We start from the raw sequence: 14,062 nt of genomic DNA on the forward strand, positions 1-14,062 counted from the left end.
ACAGCGGATCCATGGCGAACAACCCTGTTCTTGAAATTTCGGAGGTTTCGCGCACCTATGGGGAAGGCGAAACCAAGCTTTCCATTCTGAAAGGCGCCGGGCTAAAATTATACGAAGGCGAAACCGTCGCTCTTGTTGCTCCGTCGGGCACGGGCAAGTCCACCCTGCTGCATATTGCTGGTCTGCTGGAACATCCGACGGATGGCGACGTGCTGATTGGCGGCACCCGTTGCAATGAATTGTCAGAGGAAGGCCGCACGGCCATGCGCCGCAGCAGCATTGGTTTCGTCTATCAGTTCCATCACCTGTTGCCGGAGTTTTCGGCGCTTGAAAACATCATGATGCCGCAGATGATTGCGGGCTTGAGCATTCCGGAAGCCAGCAAGCGTGCCAAGGCTTTGCTTGATTACATGCGCATCGGCCATCGCGGTGATCACCGTCCCGCCGAGCTTTCTGGCGGCGAACAGCAGCGCGTGGCCATTGCCCGTGCTGTTGCCAATGCGCCGCTGTTGCTGTTGGCGGACGAGCCGACCGGTAATCTCGATCCGGAAACCGCAGCTTATGTGTTTTCCGCGCTGGAAGCTCTGGTGCGCCAGTCCGGTCTTGCGGCGTTGATCGCGACCCATAATCACGAACTAGCCCGGCGGATGGACCGCTGTGTCACTCTCCAGGACGGCAGAATCGTCGATTTCGATTTGTAATCGCCCACGGGTCTGAAAAGAGTTTTTACATCAGCGATATCAAAACCCGTCGATCATCTGATCGGCGGGTTTTTCGTATGGCGCTTAGTGTTTGTCAGAGAAAAATGGAAACCGGTTTTGGTAGACAAACTCCGGGAAAAAATTTCTGTTGACGAACAAACAAAAGGAGAACAAAATGGATACATAACCAGACAGGAGTGAGCTATGAGTGACATTCTGCATGACATCGCCGCATTCGCATCGCTGGCTGTTTTTATCGCCAGCTTGTCTGTTCTGGCGATGGCTTTTTGAAATGCCAGGCATCGTATTGGCGCGACCTGATCTAGATGGGTCTGCCAAAGGCGCCTGACGCTTTAAGGGGATAGGTCGCGGTTAGGCTTTATGTCTTCTGGACATGGCGGATTAAACCTAGGACAATAACCTCCATACAGCGCTGTGCGTTTTGTTAAATGCACATTGGACGCGGTAACACTTTACATCTGCTGCATTCCTTTTTCCGTGGGCTGATTTCAGTTTGACGAGGAAGTTTTATGGCGGCGATCTTCAGTGCACAGCGGCGACAAGCAAGCAGGATGGATGCAATGAGTGATATGGGCGCAAGCGGACAAGCTGTAGTGAATGCGGGTCCAGGTTTCGTCCATTTAAGAGTGCATTCGGCCTATTCGCTGCTGGAAGGTGCGCTGCCGCTGAAGAAGATCTTGAGCAAGGTTGCGTCTGATCAGCAACCGGCCATTGCCATTACCGATACCAATAACCTGTTCATAGCGCTCGAGTTTTCCCAGAAGGCGCTCGGCGATGGCTTGCAGCCGATCATTGGCTGTCAATTGTCCATCGATATGGAAGACGCCAATGAGGAAAAGCGGGGCAATAGCTCTCTTGCCAAATATCCCGCCATTGTGCTTCTCGCCGCCGATCCGGCGGGTTATGAGCGGCTGGTAGACTTGGTCAGCCGTGCCTATCTCCAGGGCGATAATACGCAGTCTGTGCATATCACCGCCTCCTGGTTGGAAGAGATCGGCACGGATGGCCTGATCGCCCTGACGGGTGCAGCAGGCGGTCCGGTCGATCTGCCGGTGAAGGACGGTCATCAAGCGCAGGCGCTGTCGCGGCTTCAGACGCTCAAATCGCTGTTCGGAGATCGGCTTTATATCGAATTGCAGCGCCACCAAGGTTATGACCGTGTGCATGAAAGCCGGATGATCGCGCTCGCTTATGATCATGATATTCCATTGGTTGCCACCAATGAGGCCTTCTTTCCGAGCCGTGACGATTATGATGCCCATGACGCGCTGATGGCCGTTGCCCATAATGCCATCGTCTCCGACGACCGGCGGTTTCGCCTGACCCCGGATCACTATCTGAAAAGCCGCAAGGAAATGCAGACCTTGTTTAGGGATCTGCCGGAAGCGCTTGAAAACACGGTGGAGATTGCCAGCCGCTGTTCTTTCGTTCTCGACACCCGCAACCCTATACTGCCGCGCTTTACCGGCGGTAGCGACGATCCGGAAGAGGCTGAGCGCGCCGAGGCTGGGGAGTTGCGCCGCCAGGCCATCGAGGGATTGGATGACCGGCTGGCAAAGCTTGGCATGGCACCAGGCTATGATGAGAAGGAATATCGAGATCGGCTGGATTTCGAGCTCGGCGTCATCGAGCGGATGAAATTTCCCGGCTACTTCCTGATCGTTGCCGACTTCATCAAATGGGCCAAGAGCCAGGACATTCCCGTTGGCCCTGGCCGTGGGTCCGGTGCGGGTTCGCTGGTCGCCTATGCCTTGACCATTACCGATGTCGATCCGCTGCGGTTCTCCTTGCTGTTCGAACGCTTCCTCAATCCTGAGCGCGTCTCGATGCCCGACTTCGACATCGACTTCTGCCAGGATCGCCGTGAAGAGGTAATCCGTTATGTGCAGCGTAAATACGGACGCGAGCAGGTGGCGCAGATCATCACCTTCGGGTCGCTCCAAGCGCGTGCAGCCTTGCGCGACGTTGGCCGTGTGCTGGAAATGCCCTATGGGCAGGTCGACAGGATCTGTAAGCTGGTGCCGAACAATCCGGCCAATCCGACCCCCTTGTCCAAGGCTATCGAAGAAGAGCCAAAGTTTCAGGAGGAAGCGGAGAAGGAGCCTGTCGTTGCCCGTCTTCTGGATATCGCCCAGAAGATCGAGGGGCTTTATCGCCACGCCTCGACCCATGCCGCCGGTATCGTTATCGGTGACCGACCGCTGTCCAAGCTGGTGCCGATGTACCGCGATCCGCGCTCGGATATGCCGGTCACCCAGTTTAACATGAAGTGGGTGGAGCAGGCAGGGCTGGTCAAGTTCGACTTTCTCGGATTGAAGACGCTGACAGTGCTGAAAACCGCCGTGGATTTCTGCCGGTTGCGCGATATCGAGATTGACCTGGCGACAATTCCGCTGGACGACGAAAAAACCTATCAAATGCTGTCACGCGGTGAGACCGTCGGTGTGTTCCAGGTGGAAAGTGCCGGCATGCGCAAGGCACTGATCGGTATGCGACCCGACTGTATCGAGGATATTATCGCGCTGGTGGCGCTCTATCGTCCGGGGCCGATGGAGAATATTCCCGTCTACAATGCCCGTAAGCATGGCGAGGAGGAGATCGAATCGATCCATCCGACCATCGATTACCTTCTGAAGGAAACCCAGGGGGTTATCGTCTATCAGGAACAGGTCATGCAGGTGGCCCAGGTTCTGTCGGGCTATTCGCTTGGTGAAGCGGATCTTCTGCGCCGCGCCATGGGTAAGAAGATCAAGGAGGAAATGGACAAGCAGCGCGCCCGTTTCGTCGATGGCGCGGTGAAGAATGGCGTCTCAAAGCCCCAGGCCGACAACATTTTCGACCTGCTGGCAAAGTTTGCCAATTACGGCTTCAACAAATCCCACGCCGCAGCCTATGCGATTGTCTCCTACCAGACCGCCTATATGAAGGCCCATTATCCGGTGGAGTTTCTGGCAGCGTCGATGACACTCGATATGGCCAATACCGAAAAACTGGTGGATTTCCGCCAGGATGCCGGGCGTCTCGGTATTGAGGTCGTGCCACCGTCGGTTCAGACTTCTTTCCGGCACTTCCAGACGGGGCCGAACAGGATTTACTATTCGCTGGCTGCCTTGAAGGGCGTCGGTGATGCAGCCGTCGAGCATATCGTAACGGTCCGCGCCGATACGCCCTTTGCCGATCTCGAGGATTTTTGTCTACGGATCGACCCGAAGCAGATCAATCGCCGGGTATTTGAAAGCCTGATTTTTGCCGGTGCCTTCGATTGTTTTGGCCGCGACCGTCCTGAATTGCTGGCTGGCATGGACCGGATCATCGGCTATGCGCAACGCGCCCAGGAAAATGCCGTCAGCGGCCAGTCGGACATGTTCGGCTCTGGCGGCGCCACAGGGCCGGAGCGGATTTCTTTTCCGACCTATACACCCTGGCTGCCATCCGAAAAGCTGATGCGGGAGTTTCAGGTTCTGGGCTTTTATCTTTCGGCCCATCCGCTCGACACCTATAAACCACTGCTGGAAAAGATGCGCGTGCAGAATTTCGCGGACTTTTCCGGCGCTGTGCGCCAGGGCGCGACGGCGGGTCGGCTGGCCGGCACGGTGATTTCAAAGCAGGAGCGCAAGACACGAACCGGAAACAAAATGGGCATCGTGACCTTTTCGGATGCCACTGGCCAGTTCGAGGCTGTGCTGTTTTCGGAAGGCTTGAACCAGTATCGCGACCTGCTCGAATCGGGCAAGTCACTGGTGATCACGGTTGCCGCAGAAGAACGGCCGGAAGGCATTGGTCTTCGTATCCAGACGGCGCAGTCTTTGGAAGAAAAATCCTTGCAGATGCAAAAGACGTTGCGTGTCTATCTGCGCGATTCCAGTCCCTTGCGGGCGCTCGCCGCCCATCTCAATACCAAGGGCGATGGACTGGTTTCCTTCGTGGTGATCAAGGAAGATGGCCGCCGCGAAATCGAGGTCGAACTCAATCAACGTTTCCGTATCACCCCGGAAATCGCCGCCGCCATGCGGTCCGCGCCGGGCGTGGTGGATGTTGAATTGGTATAGGCACTCTTTGTAGCGCCGCTCTCGCAAAACCGCTGCCCGGGCTCAAGCGACATGGATTATTTCGGTATTGCCGTTATCCCGGCAAGTTGGTGATGAAGTCTGTGCCGTCGACCGTATCCGGGCTTAGCCCATGGTCGGTAATCGTCATCACGGTGCCTGTCGTCATGGTCGTTTCAATGCGCTCGCGGATGTCTTCCGGGATGTGAATGCGATTGAGAACCGTATCCAACCCATTGGAGGCGGTTGGCTGCACCTTGCCAATAGTGACAATCGACGAATTTGAGACCGTGGAAGCTGGCTCAAGGCTGGTCACCTGCCAATGAGCCTTCCCACCGGCACTCTCCAGCTTCGCTGCGAAAAAATGCGTGCCAAGTTGTTTTTCCGGCTGGTCGATGACAATAGGTGCATCGAAGACCGGCTTGAAGGCCTGCCGCACATAGATTTGGCCAACAGGTGGCATCGGCTTGCCAGCAGTTTGATAGAGAGCGCTCAGGAACGTCGGCGTAATGAGCGGACCCTTCAGGGGCAGACGTTTCCACCGTTTGAAGCCCTGGATGGCGGTGCGGGTCAGGGGGCCGGCATGACCATCATGGCCGCCCGTCTCAAACCCCATATCCTGCAACAGAAGTTGGGCGTCATGGATGGTTTCGGTTTCACCCCGAAACGTGATCAACAGGCTCAAAGGTGGTTGTCCGTTAATTGTAGCCTGGGGTTTGGGGCGGGGCAGATCGGCCATCGCCACTTCTACCGGTTCTGTGCCGCTGGTGCCGTCCGTACCGCGCAGGCGGGCGTCGGACAGGATTTGCGGGCCTTGCTGTTGTTGCGCCGGGCTGAACAGGAACGGGTGCTCAATCGGAGTGGGCGCAACCGGAGCATCGCTGATCAGCACATGCGCACCCAGCCGGGTCATGCCGTAGAGCTCACGCGCAAATTGGCCGGGCAGGCGCACGCAGCCATGCGAGGCTGGCCGGTTTGGTACGCTGTTCGATTCATGCAAGGCAACGCCAGACCAGGTGATTCGTTGCATCCAGGGCATGGGCGCATTCGAATAAAGGTTGGATTCGTGATATTTCGTCTTTTGGATGATCGAGAAGATTCCAGACGGCGTCGTATGACCTTCCTTACCAGTAGAAACCTTCGAAGAGGCGATGATCCGGTCTCCATCATAGACCGTGAGAGATTGCGTCTGTTTCGACACGATGATTTGCAATGCGCTGCCGTCTCTGGCGGAGGCCTGCGACAGGCCTGCGCTCAACGCGAGCAGGGAAGCGGACAGGAACATCGAACGAAACATGGTGCGGACCGTCATGGTGCCCTCATTTGTAAACCGGGAAAAACTGGGCCTTCAAAAGGTCGCCTGATCATGTGAGCAACGATGTGCCGAGAAATCAGTTGGTAAACGCCTATACCGCCGTGCGTTTTATAAAATGCACAAAGGATGCAGCCGCGTGCAGGCTGAATCCTAAAATAAACGTCGATCTTTAACGATTGCTTACCCGGCATGGCCGGTCACACAAAGTTGACGGGCAATGCTTTGACAACGGCGCTTTGATAGTGGCTATTTTTTATTGCTGCCGAAGGTGAAGCCGGTTTCGACCATGCCCTTGCCGAATTTCATCCGCAATTGGTCCATGGCGGCTTCCGCCTTGGCGCGGCGGGCGGCATCCGGATCGACCAGATCCGGGGGGTCGGCCAGGCTTGGATCGGCAAAATCGCTGATGCCGATACCGATTAGCCGAAATTTCGTGCCATCGGCTTCCTTTTCCAGCATTTGCAGGCCCGTGCGAAAGATCCTGTCGGCGAGTTGAGTGGGATCGTCCAAGCGCCGGTTACGGGTGCGCAATTTGAAATCGGCGCTCTTCAGCTTCAAGATAACGGTGTGTCCAGCCAGTTCCTGTTTTTTCAATCGCCAGGCGACTTTCTCCGAGAGCTTGCGCAGATGGGGAACAAGGTCTTCCCGGCGGGAAATATCGTCAAAGAACGTGGTTTCGGCGGAGATGCTTTTGGCCGGGTCATTGGTATGGACATCCCGGTCGTCGATGCCTTTCGATAGCCGTGCCAGTCGTTGGCCCATGCTGCCATAGCGGCGGATCAGGTCGCTTTCCTCCATGGTTTGCAATTGTCCGATGGTGCGAATGCCGTCTTTTTCCAAGGTGCTGGCGAAGGCCTTGCCGACGCCCCAGATCGTGGTGACAGGGCGGGGCGCCAGAAAGTCCAGCGCTTCGGCCTCGCCGACGACTGAAAAGCCCCGGGGTTTTTGCAGGTCGGACGCCACTTTCGCCAGAAATTTACAATAGGACAGGCCAACGGAAACGGTGATGCCGATCTCGCTTTCAATACGCCGGGCAAGCCGTGCCAGCACAAGGGCGGGTGGCGCGTGATGCAGGGTTTCTGTGCCTTTCAATTCCAGAAAGGCCTCATCAATGGACAGGGGTTGCACCAAAGGGGTCAATTCCTCCATCATCGCCCGGACCTGGCGCCCGACGCGGGAATATTTTTCCATATTCGGCGGAATGACTACGGCGTCAGGGCAAGCTTCCAACGCCTTGAACATCGGCATGGCCGAGCGCACACCATGGATGCGGGCCACGTAACAGGCGGTGGAAACCACACCGCGCTTACCACCGCCAATGATCAATGGCTTGTCGATCAGGTCTGGATTGTCGCGCTTTTCAACCGAGGCATAAAAGGCGTCGCAATCGATATGGGCCAATGTCAGCTTAAACAGTTCCGGGTGATAGACGAGGCGAGGGCTGCCGCAAGCCGTGCATCTCCGCTTGCCTTCCGCCTGTAGGGAAAGGCAATCACGACAAAAGCCGGAATGGAGGGGCGGCGCAGCAGACATGGGCGAGAACATATGTTGAACATCGCCACCATAAGCCGGGTTTTCAGTGCCTGCAAGGGGAACCCTTGCTAATCCCCATGGCCTGAAAAAGTAAAAGACGGAAGCGGATCAGACCCGCGCCTGGAAATGGCGGAGAACGCGCTCGCTGGCATCGTGCCAATCGTCGGCACGCAATACATGGGGGCCGGGCGGCGGCGCGTGGCGATGAATTTCAGACTGAGGCCCGATCTGCACCAGTAGGCAGTCCGGTGCATGCTCGCCCACGGAATGGAGATTATGGGCCATGTCATCCATGAAGGCGAAGGGCAGGGGTCGGTCGCCATGCAGGGCTTTCACAACTGGTCCCTTTGGGCTTTCCGTGGCCAGGAGTGGGAAATCCAGCCCCAGCCGATCCAGCAGACGGCGCCGCTGGGCGGTAAAGGCGGGGGGCATGGCGGTCAGAAACACAATATCGGCAATCTTGCCGATCCGTTGCAGCACGGCCACGGCATCGCCAAACGGGGTCTGCCATTCTTCCTGCTTTTCGAAAAACGTCAGCAGGAGATCCGTGACGATCTGATCGTCCAGCGCAAGCTGGTCCTTGGCTGACACGATATTGCCATGCAGTCGAAAGGATTTCGGCAAGAGACGATGGCCCAGGCTGTCGAGATAGGCCTCGAAGGGCACCAGGAATTCCAGCACGACGTCGTCGACGTCGCTGATCAGCAATGGCCGGTCCGCCAATTGAACGTGGTTGAAGTCGACAATCTCGCCCATCAGATTTCACCGGAATCAAGTGCAGGCCGAACATAGACGTGATAGGCTGCAATAACATCTTCCGGTCGGGTCTGTGTGGCGGAGCAGAATTCCAGCAAGGTCGGTTCATGCTGCATGAGAAACTCCAGAAGTCCGGCCAGAAATTCCGGGTCATTGACGGCCAGGCGCAATTGCTGAGGCTCCAGGCCGGTCAGGGACAGAAAGCGTCCCAGCATGTCCGGCTCACTCGCCAGCCAACCGAGCACGGCAATCGCCGTTTGTTCGGCATGCTCTGCTGAAACCGTCTTGATCGTCACTTTGTCTCGCACAGTCTATGCCCATTCCCGTTTGTTTCGTCCGGCAGTTCGTTCTATCCGGTCAATTCGCTTAAACCGGTTGTTATTTTCGGTTTATCACGGTTAAATTGTCTTGACTGACTTGTGTCGCAATGTGCCGGGGAATTACCTATTTCTCAACCAAATCGCGCTAAATTCTATTTCACAAAAGAATGAATCTTTATGTCTGTTACGCCTGTCATCCACCATGGAGGGCGGGAAAGCAAGGATTGAAAATGCCGAAAAAGGTGATGATCGTTGAAGATAACGAGCTGAACATGAAACTGTTTCGTGATCTGATCGAAGCGTCGGGCTATGCGACCATCCAGACACGTAACGGCATGGAAGCGCTGGAATTGGCCCGCAAACATCATCCCGATCTGATCCTGATGGACATACAGCTACCGGAAGTTTCCGGCCTGGAAGTGACCAAATGGCTGAAGCAGGATAGCGAGCTGCACGTTATTCCCGTGATCGCGGTGACTGCCTTTGCCATGAAGGGCGATGAGGAACGTATTCGCCAGGGTGGGTGCGAGGCCTATGTGTCGAAGCCGATTTCCGTGCCAAAATTCCTGGAAACGATCAAGACCTATCTGGGCGACGCCTGAGGCGTAGGCAGCGCGGGGTTCTCAAACCCATAGGCGATCGCCGTGAGATCTGGTCAAATGCCTGACGGACCGCGGCGCTCTGGAAGTTATGAATTCTATCTGAAGTGCCAGTCTGTCGGGTTGGCGCAATGTTCATGCAGAGCCGGTCGCGCGTGTGCGCCAGGCATGCTTCAAGGGGTGATGGCTGATGACAGCCCGTATTCTGGTTGTTGATGATGTTCCTGCCAATGTGAAGCTGTTGGAAGCGCGGCTGCTGGCGGAATATTTCGAGGTATTGACGGCGGAAGACGGGTTGAAGGCGCTGGATATCTGCGACCGCACCCAGGTGGACGTCGTCCTTCTTGATGTCATGATGCCAGGCATTGACGGCTTTGAAGTGTGCGAGCGGCTGAAATCCAGCCCGCGCACGGCCCATATTCCCGTGGTGATGGTCACGGCACTGGACCAGCCTTCGGACCGGGTGAGGGGATTGAAGGCTGGCGCTGACGATTTTCTGACCAAGCCGGTCAACGATCTGCAACTGATCTCCCGGGTTAAAAGTCTGGTGCGTCTGAAAACCCTTTCCGATGAATTGCGCATCCGCGCCGAGACGGCGCAGAAAATGGGCATAGACAGCAACATTCATCTCGGCGACGGTCGTATGGACGAGGTCGGCCAGGTTCTGCTGGTCGATAGCCGCGCCAGTTCGCAGGAGCGCATCATCAAGGCGTTGAAGCCTGTGGCCGATGTTGTTGCGATGTCCGACGCCCAGGCCGCGCTGTTTGAGGCGGCGGAAAGCAATTTCGACCTGGTTATCGTCAATGGCACGCTGGAGGATTACGATCCGCTGCGCCTGTGTTCGCAGCTGCGGTCGCTGGACCGCACCCGCTTCATTCCGATTTTGCTGATTGCCGACCAAGGCGAGGAATACTTGATCGTGCGGGCGTTGGATCTGGGCGTCAACGATTACATTGTCCGGCCGGTCGACACCAATGAGCTTCTGGCGCGCACGCTGACCCAGCTACGCCGCAAACGGTATAATGACAGGCTGCGCAGCAGCGTGCAGCAAACCATTGAACTGGCGGTGACCGACGATCTTACCGGACTTCACAATCGGCGCTATCTCGATACCCACATCAAAGTGTTGTTCGAGCGCTCCAGTCTGCGCAAGCAGCCGCTTTCGGTGTGTCTGGTGGATATCGATCGGTTCAAGCTGGTCAATGACACCTATGGCCATGAGGCGGGCGATGACGTTCTGCGGGAGTTTGCTGCTCGTATTCGCGCTACGGTGCGCGGAGCCGATCTTGCCTGCCGCTATGGCGGTGAGGAATTCGTGGTCGTGATGCCGGATACGTCGCAAGAGATGGCCGGTACGGTGGCCGAGCGCCTGCGCGAGATGGTAGAGAAAAAGCCATTTCGGTTGCAATCTGGCGGCGAACTGAATGTTACGGCATCGCTTGGCATCGCTACGGCGGGAGATGAGGTCGCAAGTCCGGAACAATTGTTAAGACAGGCTGACCGCGCGCTCTATCAGGCCAAAACCGAGGGCCGTAACAGGGTCGTGTCGGCGGCGGCCTAAAGTAATTTCAGCACAGCTGTGCCTTTGTGTTTGGGGTCACGTGGAGCCCGCTCTCCCGCATCATCAAAAATTCATCTGCCGTGATTTTCCGTTACATCCATGCGCGTGTTCAAGGATCCTGTTTGGCAAAAATTTGCTCCTGACATGGAAAGCCATGTTTGCCCGGACTTTTCCGAGAGCTTGTAGATGTGCTCGATACATGTCTATTTTCTTTTAAAAAAATAAAAAATATACCATAAATAAATAAGGGTATAGTTTTATTTTTGTACTCTGTTTTGGATAGAAATGGAGGTGCAATAGAAAGTTATGTTTTTCGAATTGTTGATAACGACGATTTTTCGTCGATATCAAGAGTTTTTCAGAGAAAATACTTGCCTCTCTGGGGTGTTAATTCTATTTGTTTTTACGAAGCGGAAATGAGCAGAATTTAACCATGCCGACATCGAAAAGATGCAACGGTTAAGAAAATGTTGATTTTTTATTTCATATGCGCATAGTTGGGACAACTACGATGCATCCATAGCAAGCTGTGCTTTAACGTGTGCTGTGGTTCTTAATAAATGCCGTTTTTATAAGCTGCTTAGAGATATCCATCGATCCCTGTGGATCTGAGAAATTAAGCAGTAAAAACTGACGAATAACAGGTTTAACCAATACCCCATGGTGCTCAGGTCCGCCGCATCTCCTGGGTCGTGGGGTTGGTCGGCAGGTGTGCGATTATCAAGCGGTTCCTCGTGCCGTTATTGCATGCCCGCCGACCCCCATTCCAACGCCGCTTCCCAACGCCGCTTCCTTGTCCGGAGGCGGCGTTCTGCGTTTCGCGGTCGAGATGGTTTCCGATGCATTCTAACCTGCGCCCCTCTCTATGCGTAGGGTCACTGTCCTCGCGCCGACTGCGTCCTTACGCCTATTGCCCCAGGCATGATCGGGCTCGGCTTTTAAAGTCGGTCTGCGTGGCGTGCTGGCCCATCCTCAAAACGGCATAAAAAAGCGCGCCGGATGGAGCGCGCTTTTCAATCTTCTTACGAAGAACCAGGATCACTTGATCTTGGTTTCCTTAAACTCGACATGCTTGCGAGCGATCGGGTCGTATTTGGTCTTCGTCATCTTGTCCGTCATCGTACGGCTGTTCTTGGTGGTGACGTAGAAGAAACCCGTATCGGCTGTCGACAGCAGCTTGATCTTGATGGTTGTAGCCTTGGCCATGGTCGTCCTGCCTTACATGAATAACACAAAGCCGTGACGACCTTCAGGGCCCACGGCAAATCTGGGCGGAAACTACAAATCGCCACCGAAAAGTCAACCCCGCGCACCCTTGAAAAACAATCGTGCGACGGAAAGAACCACATATAACGCAAAGAAGCCGGCAATCGACCAGGCAAAACCGGCATTTCCGCCCATGTCAATCGCTGCACCCACGACTTGTGGTCCGGCCACCGTGCCAACGGCGTAGCAGAAAACGAAGGCGGCATTGGCGGCTGCCAGGTCAGATCCGGTGAGTCGGGAGCCGAGATGACTAAGACCGATAGTGTAAAGGCCGGAGACGCAGCCGCCCCAGAATAGCAGGATGACGGCCATCGCCATCCAGCTATGGGAGATCAGCGGCAGCAGCAGCGATCCGATCAGACCGACCGTCGCCAGGGCGCCGAGCAGCAAGCGGCGATCCCTAAGCTTGTCGGAGAGCATGCCCAGCGGGATCTGGAACACCATGTTGCCAACCCCCATCACAGTGAGCAGCAGGGCTGACTGGGCCTCTGTGAAGCCGATACGGGTGGCATAGACGGGCATCAGTGACAGTCCACCGACTTCCACCGCGCCGAACACGAAGACGGCGGCTGTGGCGGTTGGCACCAGGAAGATATAGCGGAAGAAATGCATCTCTGGCTTTTCATCCAGCGCCGGGCTTTCGTTGCGGGCAACGAAGATTGGCACCGCTGCCATCAGGATGGCAACCGCACCGATGGCAAAGGGCAATACGCCTTCACTGCCGACAATCGAAAACAACAAGGGGCCTGCTGCAAAACCGACCGATAGCACCGTGGCATAAATGCCGAGCACCAGCCCGCGCCGCGACGGTGGCGCGGCGGCATTGATCCAGAATTCCGACAGGATGAACAATGTCGTCGTGGCGCCATGAAACACCAGCCGCAGGGGAAACCACATCCAGAAGGCTTCGGCGTAATAGAAGCCGAGCGAACTGAGCGCTGCCAGCAGCACCGCCCAGATCATGGTCTGCGCCACCCCGACACGGTGCGCGAGCCTGGTGGTGATTGGCGCGGCAATCATCGCCGCAACGCCTGCCATGGCTGAATTCAGCCCGATCAGGGTGGAGGGAATACCGCGTTTTTCCAGAATGATGCTGAGAAGCGGTAACCCAAGCCCGATGGCAATGCCAACAGCGGAAATCGATGAGACTGCGGCAATCAGCGATGGCCAATGGATCTCTTCCCGATGTCCGGTAACAGGGTCTCTGGTGTCAGACATGGAAGTTCCTCAGACGAAATTGCACGCGATGCGCGGGGACAGACAACAGCGCAAGGCATCATGCCAAGCCAACAAAGGCCTATTGAATTTCATAATCTGCCAATGGTCCCCGGCCTTTACTCCATAATGGTGAAAATCGAAACCAGTTTAAGGCAAAAACGGACTGCCGCAGTCAGATCGTCGTCGGACGTCACTGGTTTCTGATGGCTTTGCTTGAGGTGCTACTTTGGCGGATAGCGCTCGTCATAGTCCTCGATTACGTCAGGTTCGTCTCCGAAGCCATGCATGCGCAGCGCCCATTGCAGCCCCACCACGCCGCCCTTGATGGGCTGGATGATCAACAGAGAGACGATGACGGCAATCGGCGTCCAGATCGCCAGATGCGCCCAGGTCGACAGTACGAAGACCAGATCGGTCATCATATAGCCGCCCAGCAGCACATGGCCGACGATCATGATGACGATATAGGGCGGTAGGTCGTCGGCCCTCTGGTGGGAAAGATCCTCGCCGCAGGTCGCACATGTGTCTACCGGTTTCAGAAAGGCCTTGAACAGGCGGCCGGAGCCGCAGGCGGGACAGGTACACATCAGTCCGCGCAGAATGGAGCGTCCAAGCGGGCGAACCGCATCCTTGCCGCCGCCGAAGCGGATAACGGGGGGAGACTGGCTGACAGACATGCGGTTCCTCCTGAACTTCTATCAAATCCTATAGGCTTTGATCAAAGAT

General features: G+C 56.0%; 11 protein-coding genes. 4 read left to right on the forward strand and 7 right to left on the reverse strand.

The annotated features are described in order from the left end of the window. Positions 1–11: 11 nt before the first annotated feature. Both AVCG78_RS04670 and dnaE read left to right on the forward strand, forming a co-directional pair. On the forward strand, positions 12–701 hold the full coding sequence (locus tag AVCG78_RS04670) for an ABC transporter ATP-binding protein (RefSeq protein WP_071585282.1): 690 nt from the start codon (positions 12–14) through the stop codon (positions 699–701). 581 nt (positions 702–1,282) lie between these two features. Continuing rightward, a complete protein-coding gene (gene dnaE, locus AVCG78_RS04675; protein WP_156582640.1) occupies positions 1,283–4,771 on the forward strand; it encodes a DNA polymerase III subunit alpha in 3,489 nt (1,162 codons plus the stop codon). Between the two features lie 73 nt (positions 4,772–4,844). Here dnaE and AVCG78_RS04680 read toward each other — a convergent pair whose 3' ends face one another. The 4 genes from AVCG78_RS04680 to AVCG78_RS04695 form a co-directional block, all read right to left on the reverse strand. Further along, positions 4,845–6,080, reverse strand: a complete 1,236-nt coding sequence (locus tag AVCG78_RS04680) for a L,D-transpeptidase (RefSeq protein ID WP_071204378.1) — start codon at positions 6,078–6,080, stop codon at positions 4,845–4,847. A gap of 249 nt (positions 6,081–6,329) precedes the next feature. Continuing rightward, on the reverse strand, positions 6,330–7,616 hold the full coding sequence (locus AVCG78_RS04685; protein ID WP_071204501.1) for a DNA polymerase IV: 1,287 nt from the start codon (positions 7,614–7,616) through the stop codon (positions 6,330–6,332). A 108-nt stretch (positions 7,617–7,724) separates the two neighbouring features. After that, positions 7,725–8,372: a hypothetical protein gene (locus AVCG78_RS04690; RefSeq protein ID WP_071204379.1), complete on the reverse strand. Its 648-nt coding sequence runs from the start codon at positions 8,370–8,372 to the stop codon at positions 7,725–7,727. Beyond that, complete coding sequence (locus AVCG78_RS04695; protein WP_233741798.1) at positions 8,372–8,587, reverse strand: DUF3572 domain-containing protein; 216 nt, start codon at positions 8,585–8,587, stop codon at positions 8,372–8,374. Before AVCG78_RS04695 ends, AVCG78_RS04690 begins: the two co-directional genes overlap by 1 nt. A 335-nt stretch (positions 8,588–8,922) precedes the next feature. Between AVCG78_RS04695 and AVCG78_RS04700 the strand changes: the two genes are divergently transcribed. Together AVCG78_RS04700 and AVCG78_RS04705 are read left to right on the forward strand one after the other, a co-directional pair. Beyond that, positions 8,923–9,294, forward strand: a complete 372-nt coding sequence (locus tag AVCG78_RS04700) for a response regulator (RefSeq protein ID WP_015915677.1) — start codon at positions 8,923–8,925, stop codon at positions 9,292–9,294. Between the two features lie 187 nt (positions 9,295–9,481). Further along, positions 9,482–10,852: a PleD family two-component system response regulator gene (locus tag AVCG78_RS04705; protein ID WP_041696447.1), complete on the forward strand. Its 1,371-nt coding sequence runs from the start codon at positions 9,482–9,484 to the stop codon at positions 10,850–10,852. Between the two features lie 1,038 nt (positions 10,853–11,890). Here the strand turns inward: AVCG78_RS04705 and rpmG are convergent. The 3 genes from rpmG to AVCG78_RS04720 form a co-directional block, all read right to left on the reverse strand. After that, the gene (gene rpmG, locus AVCG78_RS04710; protein ID WP_015915679.1) at positions 11,891–12,058 is read right to left on the reverse strand and encodes a 50S ribosomal protein L33; all 168 of its coding nucleotides are present in this window, start codon (positions 12,056–12,058) and stop codon (positions 11,891–11,893) included. Between the two features lie 93 nt (positions 12,059–12,151). Continuing rightward, complete coding sequence (locus AVCG78_RS04715) at positions 12,152–13,336, reverse strand: MFS transporter (RefSeq protein ID WP_071204380.1); 1,185 nt, start codon at positions 13,334–13,336, stop codon at positions 12,152–12,154. Between the two features lie 221 nt (positions 13,337–13,557). Continuing rightward, complete coding sequence (locus AVCG78_RS04720) at positions 13,558–14,013, reverse strand: DUF983 domain-containing protein (RefSeq protein WP_071204382.1); 456 nt, start codon at positions 14,011–14,013, stop codon at positions 13,558–13,560. Positions 14,014–14,062 lie beyond the last annotated feature (49 nt).

The sequence above is a fragment of the Gillisella vitis genome, from assembly GCF_021559775.1.
Lineage (GTDB): Bacteria > Pseudomonadota > Alphaproteobacteria > Rhizobiales > Rhizobiaceae > Allorhizobium > Allorhizobium ampelinum.

Coding starts and splice junctions, on each gene's coding strand:
- AVCG78_RS04670 (WP_071585282.1), top strand. CDS start 12: ATGGCGAACAACCCTGTTCTTGAAATTTCGGAGGTTTCGCGCACCTAT.
- AVCG78_RS04685 (WP_071204501.1), bottom strand. CDS start 7,616: ATGTCTGCTGCGCCGCCCCTCCATTCCGGCTTTTGTCGTGATTGCCTT.
- AVCG78_RS04680 (WP_071204378.1), bottom strand. CDS start 6,080: ATGACGGTCCGCACCATGTTTCGTTCGATGTTCCTGTCCGCTTCCCTG.
- dnaE (WP_156582640.1), top strand. CDS start 1,283: ATGAGTGATATGGGCGCAAGCGGACAAGCTGTAGTGAATGCGGGTCCA.
- AVCG78_RS04700 (WP_015915677.1), top strand. CDS start 8,923: ATGCCGAAAAAGGTGATGATCGTTGAAGATAACGAGCTGAACATGAAA.
- rpmG (WP_015915679.1), bottom strand. CDS start 12,058: ATGGCCAAGGCTACAACCATCAAGATCAAGCTGCTGTCGACAGCCGAT.
- AVCG78_RS04705 (WP_041696447.1), top strand. CDS start 9,482: ATGACAGCCCGTATTCTGGTTGTTGATGATGTTCCTGCCAATGTGAAG.
- AVCG78_RS04715 (WP_071204380.1), bottom strand. CDS start 13,336: ATGTCTGACACCAGAGACCCTGTTACCGGACATCGGGAAGAGATCCAT.
- AVCG78_RS04720 (WP_071204382.1), bottom strand. CDS start 14,013: ATGTCTGTCAGCCAGTCTCCCCCCGTTATCCGCTTCGGCGGCGGCAAG.
- AVCG78_RS04690 (WP_071204379.1), bottom strand. CDS start 8,372: ATGGGCGAGATTGTCGACTTCAACCACGTTCAATTGGCGGACCGGCCA.
- AVCG78_RS04695 (WP_233741798.1), bottom strand. CDS start 8,587: ATGCTGGGACGCTTTCTGTCCCTGACCGGCCTGGAGCCTCAGCAATTG.